At 53.6% G+C, this 16,394-nt stretch carries 12 protein-coding genes; 8 read left to right on the top strand and 4 right to left on the bottom strand.

The features are described from left to right. Positions 1-64 precede the first annotated feature (64 nt). On the top strand, positions 65-922 hold the full coding sequence (locus ABLU67_RS27445; protein WP_014837957.1) for a MurR/RpiR family transcriptional regulator: 858 nt from the start codon (positions 65-67) through the stop codon (positions 920-922). A gap of 54 nt (positions 923-976) precedes the next feature. Here the strand turns inward: ABLU67_RS27445 and pflA are convergent, their stop codons facing one another. From pflA to ycaO, 4 genes are all read right to left on the bottom strand, one after another. Further along, positions 977-1,717, bottom strand: coding sequence for a pyruvate formate lyase 1-activating protein (gene pflA, locus ABLU67_RS27450; protein ID WP_004871674.1), 741 nt, complete (start codon positions 1,715-1,717; stop codon positions 977-979). A 203-nt stretch (positions 1,718-1,920) separates the two neighbouring features. Then, positions 1,921-4,203: a formate C-acetyltransferase gene (gene pflB, locus ABLU67_RS27455; RefSeq protein WP_014228637.1), complete on the bottom strand. Its 2,283-nt coding sequence runs from the start codon at positions 4,201-4,203 to the stop codon at positions 1,921-1,923. 51 nt (positions 4,204-4,254) lie between these two features. Next, on the bottom strand, positions 4,255-5,112 hold the full coding sequence (focA, locus tag ABLU67_RS27460; protein WP_348852614.1) for a formate transporter FocA: 858 nt from the start codon (positions 5,110-5,112) through the stop codon (positions 4,255-4,257). 385 nt (positions 5,113-5,497) lie between these two features. After that, positions 5,498-7,258: a 30S ribosomal protein S12 methylthiotransferase accessory factor YcaO gene (ycaO, locus tag ABLU67_RS27465; RefSeq protein WP_014228638.1), complete on the bottom strand. Its 1,761-nt coding sequence runs from the start codon at positions 7,256-7,258 to the stop codon at positions 5,498-5,500. A 114-nt stretch (positions 7,259-7,372) separates the two neighbouring features. Here ycaO and ABLU67_RS27470 point away from each other — a divergent pair, with 114 nt between their 5' ends. The 7 genes from ABLU67_RS27470 to ABLU67_RS27500 all read left to right on the top strand — a co-directional run bounded on the left by ABLU67_RS27470 (position 7,373) and on the right by ABLU67_RS27500 (position 16,393). Then, complete coding sequence (locus ABLU67_RS27470; RefSeq protein ID WP_014228639.1) at positions 7,373-8,065, top strand: DUF421 domain-containing protein; 693 nt, start codon at positions 7,373-7,375, stop codon at positions 8,063-8,065. Positions 8,066-8,251: 186 nt separating this feature from the next. Beyond that, a complete protein-coding gene (serC, locus tag ABLU67_RS27475; protein ID WP_004849472.1) occupies positions 8,252-9,340 on the top strand; it encodes a 3-phosphoserine/phosphohydroxythreonine transaminase in 1,089 nt (362 codons plus the stop codon). A gap of 73 nt (positions 9,341-9,413) precedes the next feature. Then, the gene (aroA, locus tag ABLU67_RS27480; RefSeq protein ID WP_004849473.1) at positions 9,414-10,697 is read left to right on the top strand and encodes a 3-phosphoshikimate 1-carboxyvinyltransferase; all 1,284 of its coding nucleotides are present in this window, start codon (positions 9,414-9,416) and stop codon (positions 10,695-10,697) included. Between the two features lie 292 nt (positions 10,698-10,989). After that, the gene (gene cmk / locus ABLU67_RS27485; RefSeq protein ID WP_004849475.1) at positions 10,990-11,673 is read left to right on the top strand and encodes a (d)CMP kinase; all 684 of its coding nucleotides are present in this window, start codon (positions 10,990-10,992) and stop codon (positions 11,671-11,673) included. 137 nt (positions 11,674-11,810) lie between these two features. Then, on the top strand, positions 11,811-13,484 hold the full coding sequence (gene rpsA / locus ABLU67_RS27490; protein ID WP_004100702.1) for a 30S ribosomal protein S1: 1,674 nt from the start codon (positions 11,811-11,813) through the stop codon (positions 13,482-13,484). 150 nt (positions 13,485-13,634) lie between these two features. Continuing rightward, a complete protein-coding gene (ihfB, locus tag ABLU67_RS27495; protein WP_004100704.1) occupies positions 13,635-13,922 on the top strand; it encodes an integration host factor subunit beta in 288 nt (95 codons plus the stop codon). Positions 13,923-14,137: 215 nt separating this feature from the next. Then, the gene (locus tag ABLU67_RS27500; protein WP_348852615.1) at positions 14,138-16,393 is read left to right on the top strand and encodes a ComEC family protein; all 2,256 of its coding nucleotides are present in this window, start codon (positions 14,138-14,140) and stop codon (positions 16,391-16,393) included. Position 16,394: the final 1 nt, after the last annotated feature.

The raw sequence follows: 16,394 nt of genomic DNA on the forward strand, positions 1-16,394 counted from the left end.
TATTATCTTTGCGGCAGGACGAAAGATGTGACTGTGTTTGCATTTTGAGCAAATAAGGCAAAATATGAGCCAGATAGACAATAACTTGTTGATAAGCATAAGAAACGGAGCTTCAGGGCTAAGCCCGATACTGGAGAAAGTTGGCCGTTTTATTACGGAAAATCCTGACTTTGTGATGCGTCACACGATTTCAGAACTGGCCGACTCCATTGATACCAGTGAGGGGAGTATCACCCGTTTTTGTCGGGCCTTTGGTTTTAAAGGTTTCTCGGATTTCAGAACCGCGCTGGCGATGGAGCAGGGCGCCGCGCGCTCGGAAGACCACGGTATCAACGAGAGCGAAGAGATTGCGCCGGTGCTGGCGAGCATTCGCGACAGTAATGCCATTGTCGATAACCAGGAGCTGAAAGCCGCGGCCGACTGGCTTAACACCCTGAACAGCATTGCTATTTATGCCGTGGGCACGGCGGTGCCGGTGGCGTTGTTCCTGCAGATGAATTTAATCAATATGGGTAAGGCGGCCAGCTTTATCGATCGCTCCTATCCGGCGGCGATGCCGCTGCTGGCTGACAGTCAAAAAACCGGCATCATCGTCGTTCACAGCGAACAGGCATCGGCGGATATGATGCAGGCCCTGTCGCTGGCAAAGCAGCAGGGCGTTAAAATTTTATCGCTGACCCGCGGGACGTTTGCGCCGCTGGCCCGTTTATCTGACTGGAATCTTCAGGCGGCGGTGGCTTTACAGGGGGAAGGGGAGTCGGGATTTGCGGAAATCGCCGGCGCAATGATGGTGGCCGACCGGATCCTCAGCGCGCTGGAAGAGCAGGATGAACGCTATGCGGAATACCGAAAAGCGCATCAGAAGCGCATTTTCTCGATTGAGAGCGTGGCGAATAAGCTGTCGGAATATTTTATGTCCTGACGCTGATTTTGTTGGGGAAACACCCGGTAGCGCAATCTCTACCGGGCGGGGATTTTAGTACATCACTTTATGACCGTACTGTTCCAGAATGCCCTTCACGCGTTCCATGGTCTCTTTCTTTGGCGGATGGACGCCGTCCAGCTTGTACTCTTCGCCCATGGCTACCCATTTGTGCTTGCCCAGCTCGTGGTACGGCAGCAGTTCGATTTTCTCGACGTTGCCCATGTCACGAGTAAACTCACCCAGGCGATGCGCGGAATCATCATCGTCGGACCAGCCCGGAACCACAACGTAGCGGATCCAGACGTTGATGTTTTTGTTTGACAGGTAACGGGCAAACTCCAGCGTCCGATGGTTAGAGACACCAACCAGATTCTGGTGAATTTCATCATTCATTTGCTTGAGGTCGAGCATCACCAGATCGGTGACTTCCAGCAGTTCATCAATAACCGGGTCGTAGCGGCGCACAAAGCCGTTGGTATCGAGACAGGTATGAATACCTTCTTTCTTACAGGCGCGGAACCAGTCGCGAACAAATTCGGCCTGCAGGATAGCCTCGCCGCCGGATGCCGTCACGCCGCCGCCGGAAGCGTTCATAAAGTGGCGATAGGTCACCACCTCTTTCATCAGCTCTTCAACGGTAATCTCTTTGCCGCCGTGGGTATCCCAGGTATCGCGGTTGTGGCAATAGAGGCAGCGCATCAGGCAGCCCTGGAAGAAGGTGATAAAGCGGATCCCCGGGCCATCGACGGTGCCACAGGATTCAAAGGAGTGAATGCGACCAATTGTTGACATTGCGGTGATATCTCCGAATTTGGCCCATCCGGGGCCTATGTAGATGCACAGCTCAAAGGCTATGTCGAGTCTGTTTTGGCTGTTATCCATAAAGTATAGACAGCAGACAAAAGAGACTGGGGCAGGATGATATTGCTAAAAAGGCCCCACTTGCGTGGAGCCTTTATTGTACGCTTTTTACTGTACGATTTCAGTCAATACCATTACATGGTCTGAGTGAAGGTACGAGTAATAACGTCCTGCTGCTGCTCTTTCGTCAGGGAGTTAAAACGTACTGCGTAGCCGGATACGCGGATGGTCAGCTGCGGATATTTTTCCGGGTTTTCCATCGCGTCGAGCAGCATTTCGCGGTTCATGACGTTGACGTTCAGATGCTGACCGCCTTCGATGGACGCTTCGTGGTGGAAGTAACCATCCATCAGGCCGGCGAGGTTAGTTTTACGAACTTCGTCGTCTTTACCCAGCGCGTTCGGCACGATAGAGAAGGTGTAAGAAATACCATCTTTCGCGTAAGCAAACGGCAGTTTCGCAACGGAGGTCAGAGAGGCAACAGCACCTTTCTGGTCACGGCCGTGCATCGGGTTAGCACCCGGTCCGAACGGAGCGCCAGCGCGACGACCGTCAGGGGTGTTACCGGTTTTCTTACCATACACAACGTTAGAGGTGATGGTCAGAACGGACTGAGTCGGGATAGCGTTGCGGTAGGTGTGCAGTTTCTGAATTTTCTTCATGAAACGTTCAACCAGGTCAACGGCCATATCATCGACGCGAGAGTCGTTGTTACCAAACTGCGGGTATTCGCCTTCGATTTCGAAGTCGACAGCCAGACCGTTTTCGTCACGAATCGGTTTAACTTTCGCATATTTGATTGCAGACAGGGAGTCAGCCGCAACGGACAGACCTGCGATACCACATGCCATGGTGCGGATAACATCACGGTCGTGCAGCGCCATCAGGGAAGCTTCGTAGCTGTACTTGTCGTGCATGTAGTGGATGATGTTCAGCGCAGTGACGTACTGTTTAGCCAGCCAGTCCATGAAGTGATCCATGCGGTCCATCACTTCGTCGAAGTTCAGAACGTCGCCTTTGATCGGTTCAGATTTAGGACCAACCTGCATTTTCAGTTTTTCATCAACGCCGCCGTTGATTGCGTACAGCATGGTTTTCGCCAGGTTAGCACGCGCGCCGAAGAACTGCATTTGCTTACCAACAACCATCGGGCTTACGCAGCAAGCGATAGCGTAGTCATCGTTGTTGAAGTCAGGACGCATCAGGTCATCGTTCTCGTACTGCAGAGAAGAGGTATCGATGGACACTTTCGCGGCGTATTTTTTGAAGCTCAGCGGCAGTTTTTCAGACCACAGAATGGTGATGTTCGGCTCCGGAGACGGCCCCATGGTGTACAGGGTGTTCAGGAAACGGAAGCTGTTTTTGGTGACCAGAGTACGGCCGTCAACGCCCATACCGCCGATAGATTCGGTTGCCCAAATCGGGTCGCCAGAGAACAGTTCATCATATTCAGGGGTACGCAGGAAACGAACCATACGCAGTTTCATGACCAGGTGGTCAATCATTTCCTGTGCGTCTTGCTCGGTGATTTTACCGGCTTTCAGGTCACGTTCGATGAAGATGTCCAGGAAGCTGGAGGTACGACCGAAGGACATTGCCGCGCCGTTCTGAGATTTAACGGCAGCCAGGTAGCCGAAGTAGGTCCACTGGATAGCTTCCTGAGCGGTGGTTGCCGGACCAGAGATATCGCAGCCGTATTTTGCCGCCATTTCTTTGATCTGACCCAGCGCACGGTGCTGTTCAGAGATTTCTTCGCGCAGACGAATAGTTCCTTCCAGATCTTCGCCGTTTTCCAGTTTCTCTTGCAGAGAGACGAACTGAGCGTATTTGTCTTTCATCAGGAAGTCGATACCGTACAGCGCAACGCGACGGTAGTCACCGATGATACGACCACGGCCATAGGCATCCGGCAGACCGGTCAGAACGCCAGATTTACGGCAGTTCAGGATGTCTTTGGTGTAAACGTCAAACACGCCCTGGTTGTGAGTTTTGCGGTATTCAGTGAAGATTTTCTTCAGCATCGGGTCCAGCTCGCGATTGTACGCTTTGCAGGAACCTTCTACCATTTTGATGCCGCCGAACGGGATAATCGCGCGTTTCAGCGGAGCTTCAGTCTGCAGACCAACGATTTTCTCGAGACCTTTCTCGATGTAGCCAGCGTCATGAGAAGTGATGGTGGATGCAAGGGAAGTATCAAAATCAACAGGCGCGTGAGTGCGGTTTTCCTGTTTAACGCCTTCCATTACGGTGTCCCACAGCTTGGTGGTCGCGTCAGTTGCGCCAGCCAGGAAGGACTCGTCACCTTCGTACGGGGTATAGTTTTTCTGGATGAAGTCGCGGACGTTGACTTCGTTCTGCCAGTCACCTTTCGCAAAACCTTCCCAGGCTGTGGCTAACTTTTCATTAAGCTCGGACATGTAACACCTACCTTCTTAAGTGGATTTTTTATTTACTGCCTGAAACAACCCTTAGTGATGGTCGTCGCCACGCAGGTAAATGACCCAGTATGTCAACCCAATCAGCAGACCACCGCCGATGATGTTCCCGATAGTTACCGGAATCAGGTTATCAGTGATGAAGTTCATGACGGTCAGGTGAGAGAAACTTTCCGGAGTTGAACCGACAGCGGTCCAGAATTCCGGGCTTGCAAAGTCGCGGATAACGATACCCAGCGGGATCATAAACATGTTCGCGATACTATGCTCAAACCCGCTGGCAACAAACATTGCCACCGGTAAAACCATAATCATGGCTTTATCCATCAGGCTGCGGCCGGAGTAGCTCATCCATACCGCAAGGCAGACCATCAGGTTTGCCAGGATACCCAGGCACACGGCTTCAACAAAAGTATGGTGCATTTTGTGGTCGGCGGTTTGCAGAACGTTAAGTCCCCATTGACCGTTGGCAGTCATATATTCGCCTGAAAGCCACATCAGCAATACAAAGAGTAAGCAACCAATCAGGTTACCAACATAGACGTTGAGCCAGTTTTTCGCCAGTTGACCCCATGTGATTCTTCCGCTGGCTTTCGCGACAACGATAAGAACGGTTGAGGTAAACAGGTCGGCACCGCAAATAACGCAGAGAATCAAACCTAGTGAGAAGCAGATGCCTCCAATCAGTTTGGCAACCCCGAATGGCATCCCGGCCGTGCCGGTTGTCGCGGTAATATAGAAAACAAAAGCGATAGAGATGAAGACACCTGCGGTGATCGCCAGATAAAACGTCTTTATCGGATGTTTTGTCGCTTTATAGACACCCGCTTCTTCGGCGACTTTCGCCATGGCAGCAGGGAGTAAAAGATCAAAAGGGTTGTCAGCTTTCACACTAACTCTCTCTTTATGTAAGTTGGCGGTGAGATACTAACAAAGCATTATAGAAGGGAATTTGATGTAGATCATATCCTACCGGAACTATAGGCCTTTTGAGTGTGTGGATTTGCCTTAATGTTGGTTTAAATTGTTGTTTTTTAATAAAAAAATAAATTTTAAAATTTACAAATAATGTTGATTATTTTCATTTTACCCCCGTTTTTCGGTTAATTAAAATGGGGTATTTTTATTAAAATTAACAATATTTGCGGTGGGATTTTATTATTTCTCACCACTAATTAACTTTATGGCTACAATCGGGCTTTGGGGTTGCGGAAAACATAAAAATGGGGGCCTTCGCCGGCCCCCATCATAGGGTTATTCAGGCAGTAAAGCGCGCTTATTTACCCCAGAATGCTGCTTTTGCGCGCTGCAGCTTTTCGTAGGCTTTCAGCAGCGACTGATGAGCCGGGAACGCGAGCAGGTCGCTGTCTACTGCCTGCAGGCCGTAGAACGGCGCTTCTCCGCTCAGCGCGGCGCTGGCGGCTTCTACGGCATCGGCGCCGTACATGCGTACAAAAGCGTTCAGATACTGCAGCGGCTGGCGCTCCTCTTCCTGGCTCAGCAGCAGCAGGGTTTGCAGGCAGCGGTAGTAATTAGCGCGCTCGGCGCTAAAGATTGAAGCGTTGAACTCCATGGTCCACTCGGTCCAGATTAGCGCCTGCTCGAGATCGCCGCCCGCCAGCGCGAGCATGGCTTTCAGCTCGCCAATGCGCAGCGTATACCAGCCGTTGTCTTTGCCGGTCGCCAGACCCAGCAGTTCGCGCACGCGGGTGAAGTCATCAAGGCCTTCATCATCCATTTGTTCGATAAGCGCCAGATAATCTTCTTTTTCCCACTCGCTTTCCGGCAGGGAAAGAATCGTTTCCCGCAGAGGCGCGCCCATGCTGTTATTTGCCAGCCAGAGGTCTTCCGCCGGATAAATATCAGACATGCCCGGGACAATGATTCGGCAGGCGTAGACGCTCAGGTGTTCGTAATCGGCGATGTAAACTTCTTTATCTTCTTGTTTAAAGATAGCCATCAGGGTGGCGAACTCTTCCTCCGTGGTTCCGGAGAAGCTCCAGTCCACGAACGGGTAGTCGGCATCCTGCTTAAACATATCCCAGGAGATCAGGCCGCTGGAATCGATAAAGTGCGTTTCAAGGTTCGCATGTTCGGCAACTTCTTCATCGTCGAAGGTGGGCGGCGTGAAGACGTCGAGATCTTTCAGGCTGCGGCCCTGGAGCAGTTCGGTAACGGTACGTTCCAGCGCCACGCCGAAATCGGGATGCGCGCCGAAAGAGGCGAAACAGGTGCCGTTAGCTGGGTTAAACAGCACGACGCAGATAACCGGATATTTGCCGCCGAGCGAACCGTCATAAGCGAAAATCGGGAAACCTTCGGCCTCCAGCTTATTGATCGATTCAACTACGCCCGGATAGCGCGCCATCACCTCCGCCGGGATCTCCGGCAGACTGATGCTTTCGGCGATAATGCGGTTTTTAATATGCCGTTCGAACACTTCTGAGAGGCCCTGAACGCGGGCTTCGTTGCGGGTGTTGCCCGCGGACATCCCGTTAGAAACGTACAGGTTGCCGACAATATTCATCGGAATATAGACCGTTTCACCATCAGACTGGCGGGTGAACGGCAGACCGCAGACGCCGCGATCGTCATTCCCTGACTGCAGATCGACCAGCATGCTGGCGGTTAACTGATCGTCAGGATCGTAGAACGCGCGCAGGCGGGTATCCAGCAGGCCTTCCGGTACTTCGTCATCGTCGGTTAACGGGAACCATTTTTCATTCGGATAGTGAACGAAGGGACCGTTGGCGATAGTCTCGCCCAGCCAGAAGTCGGCAAAGAAATAGTTGGTCGAGAGGCGCTCAAAGTACTCTCCGAGCGCGGAGGCCAGCGCGGCTTTTTTGGTGGCGCCTTTGCCGTTGGTGAAGCACAGGGCGCACTCTTTATCGCGGATATGCACTGACCAAACGTGCGGAACCGGGTTGAGCCATGAGGCCTCTTCAATATCGAATCCGAGGTCGTGCAACTTCTGCTGGAAGCGAGCGATGGAATCTTCCAGGGCGGCATCTTTGCCGGGAATAAATGTTTGAGTCATGGCAGTCACTTTTATCGTACGTAAAGCGCGCAATGATACGGGTTTTAGATGACGGGTGCTATCTCCATCGTCTGGCTATGCTTATGTCACTCAATAACTGTTCAGGCGTTAATCATGAAGACATTTGACTGGCATCGTATGGCACTGGATAAAGTGCCCGTGGAATTTCTGGCCGAGGTGGCATTACGGAGCCTCTACACCTTCGTACTGGTATTTATTTTTCTCAAGATAACCGGGCGGCGGGGCGTTCGTCAGATGTCACTGTTCGAAGTGCTCATCATTTTGACCCTCGGTTCGGCCGCGGGCGACGTCGCATTCTATGATGACGTTCCGATGCTGCCGGTACTGGCGGTTTTTATCACTCTGGCCCTGCTGTACCGATTGATTATGTGGCTGATGGGGCATAGCGAAAAACTGGAGGATCTGCTGGAGGGTAAGCCGATTATTGTTGTGGAAAACGGCGAGCTGGCCTGGGAGAAACTGCAGGCGGAAAACATGACCGAATTTGAGTTTTTTATGGAGCTGCGAATCAGCGGGGTTGAGCAACTGGGGCAGGTGCGGCTGGCTATTCTGGAAACCAACGGCCAGATCAGCCTCTATTTCTATGAGGATGACGATGTTAAAGCCGGACTCTCCATTCTTCCTTCCCGCTTTACCGATCGTTTTACCACGATACCCCGGGACGACGAGTATGCCTGCGTTCGCTGTAGCGCAATCCTTACGCTACGAGCCGGGGATAAACAATTATGCCCTCGCTGCGCAAATGCAGAATGGTCGAAGGTCAGCCGGGCAAAAAGAGTCACCTGACAGCAATTATGTCGGTTTTATGACGTCAAGCTGGCAGATTCTTTTGTGTGAGCGAGGCCGCATTTCCCCGACGCTCAGTTTTAGCCATTGCGGTGCGTGTCACTGAATGATAAAACCGATAGCCACAGGAATAACTTATGCCCGAGACGGTTCGCGGGTAAATAACATAGCAAGTGGTGAGGGGAAATGGCTCAGGTCTATAACTTCAGTTCAGGCCCGGCAATGCTGCCGGCGGAAGTACTCAAACTGGCACAAAAGGAACTGTGCGACTGGAACGGTTTGGGGACGTCGGTGATGGAAATCAGCCACCGTGGTAAAGAGTTCATTAAGGTGGCTGAAGAAGCGGAACAGGATTTTCGCTCCCTGCTCAATATTCCTTCCAACTATAAAGTTTTATTCTGCCACGGCGGCGGTCGCGGACAGTTTGCCGGTATCCCGCTGAACCTGCTTGGCGATAAAACCGTTGCCGACTACGTCGATGCCGGCTACTGGGCGGCCAGCGCGGTAAAAGAAGCGCATAAATACTGCACGCCCAACGTGATCGACGCCAAAATCACCGTTGACGGCCTGCGCGCGGTTAAGCCGATGAGCGAATGGCAGCTGACCCCTGGCGCGGCCTACCTGCACTACTGCCCGAACGAAACCATTGACGGTATTGCCATTGAAGAAGCGCCAAACTTTGGCGACGATGTGGTCGTCACGGCGGATTTGTCATCGACGATTTTATCCCGTGAAATTGACGTCAGCCGCTATGGCGTAATCTACGCGGGCGCGCAGAAAAACATCGGTCCCGCAGGTCTGACGCTGATTATTGTGCGCGAAGATCTGCTGGGTAAAGCCAGCGTAGCCTGCCCGTCGATTCTTGATTACTCCATCCTATCCGCCAATGACTCCATGTTTAACACGCCGCCGACGTTTGCCTGGTACCTGTCAGGTCTGGTGTTTAAATGGCTGAAAGAGCAGGGCGGCGTTGCCGCTATGGATAAAATCAACCAGCAGAAAGCCGACCTGCTGTATAGCACCATCGATAACAGCGGTTTCTATCGCAACGATGTCGCTGCGGCGAACCGCTCGCGGATGAACGTGCCGTTCCAACTGGCGGACAGCGCGCTTGATAAACTGTTCCTCGAAGAGTCCTTTGCCGCAGGTCTGCATGCGCTGAAGGGCCACCGCGTCGTGGGCGGCATGCGCGCTTCCATTTATAACGCCATGCCGCTGGCGGGCGTGAAGGCGCTGACCGATTTTATGCAGGACTTCGAACGCCGTCACGGTTAATCGCCGCCGCGTTTTTTCATCCCCGCAGCCGGTCTGCGGGGTTTTTATTCTGTTTGTTTGAGAGTTGAGTTTAATGGAATCCCTGACGTTACAACCCATCGCACGCGTAGATGGCACGATTAACCTGCCCGGGTCCAAGAGTGTCTCTAACCGTGCCTTGCTGCTGGCGGCTTTGGCCCGCGGCACGACGGTGCTGACCAACCTGCTGGATAGCGACGATGTACGCCACATGCTGAATGCCCTGAGCGCGCTGGGAGTTCATTACACCCTGTCTTCCGATCGTACCCGCTGTGAAGTCACCGGCAACGGCGGCCCTCTGCAGGCGGCTGAAGCATTAGAACTGTTCCTCGGTAATGCCGGAACGGCGATGCGTCCGCTGGCGGCGGCGTTATGTTTAGGCCGTAACGATATTGTGCTGACCGGCGAGCCGCGAATGAAAGAGCGGCCGATTGGCCACCTGGTTGACGCGCTGCGTCAGGGCGGGGCGCAGATTGATTACCTGGAGCAGGAAAACTACCCGCCGCTGCGCCTGCGCGGCGGTTTCAGCGGCGGCCAGGTTGAAGTGGACGGCAGCGTTTCCAGCCAGTTTCTGACCGCGCTCCTGATGACCGCCCCGCTGGCGCCTCAGGATACCGTCATCGCGATTAAAGGCGATCTGGTTTCCAAACCTTATATTGATATTACGCTGCACCTGATGAAAACCTTTGGCGTTGAGGTTGAAAATCAGTCTTACCAGCGTTTTATCGTACGCGGCAATCAACACTACCGCTCGCCGGGCGACTACCTGGTTGAAGGCGATGCCTCCTCGGCATCCTACTTCCTCGCCGCCGGCGCGATTAAGGGCGGAACGGTGAAAGTCACCGGTATCGGCCGCAACAGCGTCCAGGGCGATATCCGTTTTGCCGATGTGCTGGAAAAAATGGGCGCAACCGTCACCTGGGGCGATGACTTCATTGCCTGCACCCATGGTGAACTGAACGCCATCGATATGGATATGAATCATATTCCGGATGCGGCGATGACCATCGCCACGGCGGCCCTGTTCGCGAAGGGCACCACGACGCTGCGCAACATCTATAACTGGCGTGTCAAAGAGACCGATCGCCTGTTTGCGATGGCCACGGAGCTGCGTAAAGTGGGGGCAGAGGTGGAAGAGGGGGAGGATTACATCCGCATTACTCCGCCCGCGAAGCTCCAGTTTGCTGAGATCGGCACCTATAACGACCACCGTATGGCAATGTGCTTCTCGCTGGTGGCGCTTTCCGATACGCCGGTCACCATCCTTGATCCGAAGTGTACGGCGAAAACGTTCCCGGACTACTTCGAGCAGCTGGCGCGAATCAGTACGCTGGCCTGAATAACGCGCGTTTAAGGTAAAAACGCCGGCCATCGTGCCGGCGTTTTTTTATGCCCGCGTGTTAAACCGGCATGCCCTGGCGCAGTACATTCGCGCTGGCATCGCCGCAGATTAACGGTAAAACGGCATCATCTTCCGGGCTGTTGCTCTGTCAGCCCGCTATAATTGCACAATTCTTCCACAGGAGATTTCCTGTTATCCGTAATTTACAAGCAATGCTCACTTTCCGTCGAAGAGATGCGTATAATGCGCGGCGTTTATATATTGATGCGCCTTGCTGAAGGAGAAAAAGATGACGGCAACAGTTCCGGTAATCACCATTGATGGGCCTGGCGGTGCGGGCAAAGGCACCTTATGCAAGGCAATGGCAGAAACGCTGGGCTGGCATCTGCTCGACTCTGGGGCGATTTATCGCGTGCTTGCTCTCGCTGCGCTACATCATCATGTGGATGTTGAATCCGAAGAGGCGCTGGTGCCGCTGGCTGCGCACCTGGATGTTCGTTTTGTCTCCACTAACGGTAGCCTGGAAGTGGTGCTGGAGGGGGAGGACGTTAGCGCTGAGATTCGCACTCAGGATGTTGCCAACACGGCCTCTAAAGTGGCGGCTTTTCCCCGCGTGCGTGAAGCGTTGCTGCGCCGCCAGCGGGCCTTTCGCGAATTGCCAGGCCTGATCGCCGACGGACGCGATATGGGCACCGTCGTATTCCCTGATGCGCAGGTGAAAATTTTCCTTGACGCCTCCGCGGAGGAACGTGCTCATCGCCGCATGCTTCAGTTGCAGGAGAAGGGCTTTAGTGTTAACTTTGATCGCCTTTTATCCGAGATAAAAGAGCGCGACGATCGCGATCGCAATCGTACAGTCGCGCCGCTGATCCCGGCTGCCGATGCTTTAGTTCTTGATTCAACAGAACTAAACATTGAGCAAGTGATTGAAAAAGCGCTACACTATGCGCGCGAAAAACTGGCTTCCGCTTAATCGTCTTATCGATAAAGCACAACAGCCTCCGAATTATAGCAGTACCCCCGCAGCAATGGAGTGTTAGCGGGTATGTTAAACAACCCCATCCGGCATGGAGCCAGGTGGACGTTAAATATGAAACCTGAAGATTAAACATGACTGAATCTTTTGCTCAACTATTTGAAGAATCCTTAAAAACAATCGAAACCCGTCCGGGTTCCATCGTTCGTGGTGTTGTTGTTGCTATCGACAAAGACGTAGTACTGGTTGACGCCGGTCTGAAATCTGAGTCTGCCATTCCGGCAGAGCAGTTCAAAAACGCCCAGGGCGAGCTGGAAATCCAGGTTGGTGACGAAGTTGACGTTGCTCTGGATGCAGTAGAAGACGGCTTCGGTGAAACCCTGCTGTCCCGTGAGAAAGCTAAACGTCACGAAGCTTGGATCACGCTGGAAAAAGCTTACGAAGACGCTGAAACTGTAGTCGGTATTATCAACGGCAAAGTTAAAGGTGGCTTCACTGTTGAGCTGAATGGTATTCGTGCGTTCCTGCCGGGCTCCCTGGTAGACGTTCGTCCGGTGCGCGATACGCTGCACCTGGAAGGCAAAGAGCTTGAATTCAAAGTCATCAAGCTGGACCAGAAACGTAACAACGTTGTTGTTTCTCGTCGTGCCGTTATCGAATCCGAAAACAGCGCAGAGCGCGATCAGCTGCTGGAAAACCTGCAGGAAGGCATGGAAGTTAAAGGTATCGTTAAGAACCTCACTGACTACGGTGCATTCGTTGATCTGGGCGGCGTTGACGGCCTGCTGCACATTACCGATATGGCATGGAAACGCGTTAAGCATCCGAGCGAAATCGTAAACGTTGGCGACGAAATCACTGTTAAAGTGCTGAAGTTCGACCGCGAACGTACTCGTGTATCTCTTGGCCTGAAACAGCTGGGCGAAGATCCGTGGGTAGCTATCGCTAAGCGTTATCCGGAAGGTACCAAACTGACCGGTCGCGTGACCAACCTGACCGACTACGGCTGCTTCGTTGAAATCGAAGAAGGCGTTGAAGGCCTGGTTCACGTTTCCGAAATGGACTGGACCAACAAAAACATCCACCCGTCCAAAGTTGTTAACGTTGGCGATGTAGTGGAAGTTATGGTTCTGGATATCGACGAAGAACGTCGCCGTATCTCCCTGGGCCTGAAGCAGTGCAAAAACAACCCATGGCAGCAGTTCGCGGAAACCCACAACAAGGGCGACCGTGTTGAAGGTAAAATCAAGTCTATCACTGACTTCGGTATCTTCATCGGCCTGGACGGCGGCATCGATGGCCTGGTTCACCTGTCTGACATCTCCTGGAACGTTGCAGGCGAAGAAGCAGTTCGTGAATACAAAAAAGGCGACGAAATCGCAGCAGTTGTTCTGCAGGTTGACGCAGAGCGCGAGCGTATCTCTCTGGGCGTTAAACAGCTCGCAGAAGATCCGTTCAACAACTGGGTTGCACTGAACAAGAAAGGCGCAATCGTAAACGGTAAAGTCACTGCAGTTGACGCTAAAGGCGCAACCGTAGAGCTGGCTGACGGCGTTGAAGGTTACCTGCGCGCTTCTGAAGCTTCCCGTGACCGCGTTGAAGATGCAACTCTGGTTCTGAGCGTTGGCGACGACGTTGAAGCTAAATTCACCGGCGTTGATCGTAAAAACCGCGCAATCAGCCTGTCTGTTCGTGCGAAAGACGAAGCTGACGAGAAAGATGCAATCGCAACTGTTAACAAACAGGAAGATGCAAACTTCTCCAACAACGCAATGGCTGAAGCTTTCAAAGCAGCTAAAGGCGAGTAATCTTAGTCTTTCGGGTTACAACAACCTGAATTACGACGAGTTTACTTGACAGATTGCAGGATTCGTCCTGTAATCAAGCACAAAGGGCGGCTACGGCCGCCCTTGTTTAAGCTGTTAGCTAATTTTGCCTTGAAGGAAACCGGAGGAATAATGACCAAGTCAGAATTGATAGAAAGACTTGCCAGCCAGCAATCTCACATTCCTGCGAAAGCAGTGGAAGATGCTGTTAAAGAAATGCTGGAGCATATGGCCTCAACGCTTGCTCAAGGCGAGCGCATTGAAATCCGCGGTTTCGGCAGCTTCTCTCTGCATTATCGAGCACCCCGCACCGGGCGTAACCCAAAGACTGGCGATAAAGTTGAACTGGAAGGTAAATACGTTCCCCACTTTAAGCCGGGCAAAGAATTACGCGACCGCGCCAATATTTACGAAGAGTAAGTTTCGCCGATCGGCGACAACATACTTAAACGTTAAAAAAGCACCTTCGGGTGCTTTTTTTATGCCTTTAAATCTCTCTTTGAAGTGACCTCACAAAACGCGGGTTCTGTTGCGTTAACGCGGTAGATTTTGCGGATGGCGCGGCGCAGTTCCTTTCCTTGCCTGGCGACACACTCCCCGTTTAGCGTAACACTCCCTCTGACAGGGAGGTGCTAATGCGTTTACCACAACTTGCCGGCTGTGTGATTATCGGTATTCTGCCACTGCTCTGGCTGCCAGTGCTGCCCGGGCGGTGGGTTATCTGGGGGCTCATGGCCCTGGCGCTACTCATTGCGCAATGTCGACGCAGACCTGCGCAATATGCGGCATTGATAACGCTGTTTTTTGTCTGGGGAGCCCTCAGCGCAGGCGAGGTGCTGTGGCCGACGGAGAGGTTAACGGACAGGAATCGCCAGGTTGACGTTGAGCTAACCGCAACGGACGGGCAGACAACGCATCAGGGGAAGATTATCCGTCTGGATGGGCGACGGCTGTTTCCTGCGCCAGGGATTAGCCTCTACGGCAGCTACCTGCCAGAAACGCCCTGCGCAGGTCAGATTTGGGCAATGACGCTGCGCGCGCGTCCGGTACACGGACAGCTCAACGATGGCGGGTTTGATAGCCAGCGTCATGCATTGTCGCAGCATCGTCCGTTAACCGGACTCTTTATCACCGCTGACGTTCGGGTGCGGACCTGTAGTTTGCGGGCGCGTTATCTTGCTTCGCTGAATCAAACGCTGAACGCGTTGCCGTGGCAATCGGTGATGCTAGGGTTAGGCATGGGGGAGCGTCTGGCGATACCGCGCGAGATAAAGACCCTGATGCAGGAAACCGGGACATCGCACCTGATGGCGATTTCTGGCTTACATATCGCGCTAGGGGCTTCATTGGGCTGGTTGCTGCTCAGAGGTGTGCAGTTTTTTCTCCCGTGCCGCTGGCTTGGCTGGCGGGCGCCGCTGCTCGTTGGCCTGGCGAGCGCGATTTTTTACGCCGGGCTGACCGGCATGCAGCCACCCGCGTTGCGCACCTGCGTCGCGCTGGCCGCCGGCTGCGCGCTGCGGCTATCCGGAAAACGCTGGTCGCCATCGCAGCTATGGGTCTGCTGCATTGGCGCAATACTGTTTGCCGATCCGCTGGCGGTGTTGTCCGAAAGCCTCTGGCTTTCCGCGTTTGCCGTTGCGGCGCTTATCTTCTGGTATCAGCTGGCGCCGCTGCCGGGCGGCAAAAGGAGCGGGCTACTGCGTCAAAGCCTCGCGTTATGTCATCTGCAGATCGGTTTAATGTTTTTACTTGCTCCTCTACAGATCGCACTTTTTCACGGTATCAGCCTGACGTCCGTACTGGCCAACTTGATTGCCGTGCCGCTGGTGACCTTTGTCGTTGTCCCGCTAATTCTGACCGCGATGTTTTTACACCTCTGCGCGCCGTTTATCATTGAGATGGCGGTCTGGCAATCGGCGGACCGTGTTCTGGCCGCGCTATTCTGGTTCTTACGACAGCTACCGCCCGGCTGGCTGGCGCTGGATGCGCGCTGGCTTGGGATAAGCTTGCTGCCGTGGCTGGCGTTAATCGTCTGGCGTTTTCATGCGTGGCGCACGTTGCCCGCGTTTTGTTTAGCATTGCTCGGGCTATTGAGCTGGCCCTTCTGGCGGAGCACGGCTGCTAACGAATGGCGAGTCACCATGCTGGATGTCGGGCAGGGGCTGGCAATGGTGATTGAACGCGAGGGCGCGGCGCTTCTCTATGATACCGGCCTGGCCTGGCCCGAGGGAGACAGCGGTCAGCAGATCATTATTCCCTGGCTACGCTGGCATCATTTGCAGCTTGAAGGCGTCGTTCTCAGCCACGAGCATCTCGATCACCGCGGCGGGCTAAATTCGGTGTTAAAGGCGTGGCCCCGGATATGGGTGCGAAGCCCTTTAGGCTGGGCGGGTCATTTAGCCTGCCAGCGCGGAGAAACCTGGCAGTGGCGGGGTTTAACCTTTCGCGCGCTCTGGCCGCTGCCCGGAGCGACAGCGCAGGGGAATAATCGCTCGTGCGTGGTGCGTATTGATGACGGTAAACACAGTATTCTGCTGACCGGGGATATCGAAACGCCCGCGGAACGGGCGATGATTAGCCGCTACTGGCAGCATCTTACGTCTACACTTATCCAGGTCCCCCACCACGGCAGTAATACCTCGTCGGGAATCGCCCTGCTGCGGAGCGTTGGCGGAGAAGCTGCGCTGGCTTCCGCTTCGCGCTATAACGCATGGCGCATGCCATCAACCAAAGTGATTCAGCGCTACCGAAAACAGAGCTATCAGTGGTTCGACACGCCGCATCAGGGGCAAATTACGGTGGTTTTTTCTCCGGATAGCTGGCAAATCCATGGCTTACGGGATCAAGTTTTACCGCGATGGTATCATCAGTGGTTTGGCGGGAAGGCGTAGA

Origin of the sequence: Klebsiella sp. GN_Kp190 (assembly GCF_040061795.1) — a bacterium.
Lineage (GTDB): Bacteria > Pseudomonadota > Gammaproteobacteria > Enterobacterales > Enterobacteriaceae > Klebsiella > Klebsiella michiganensis.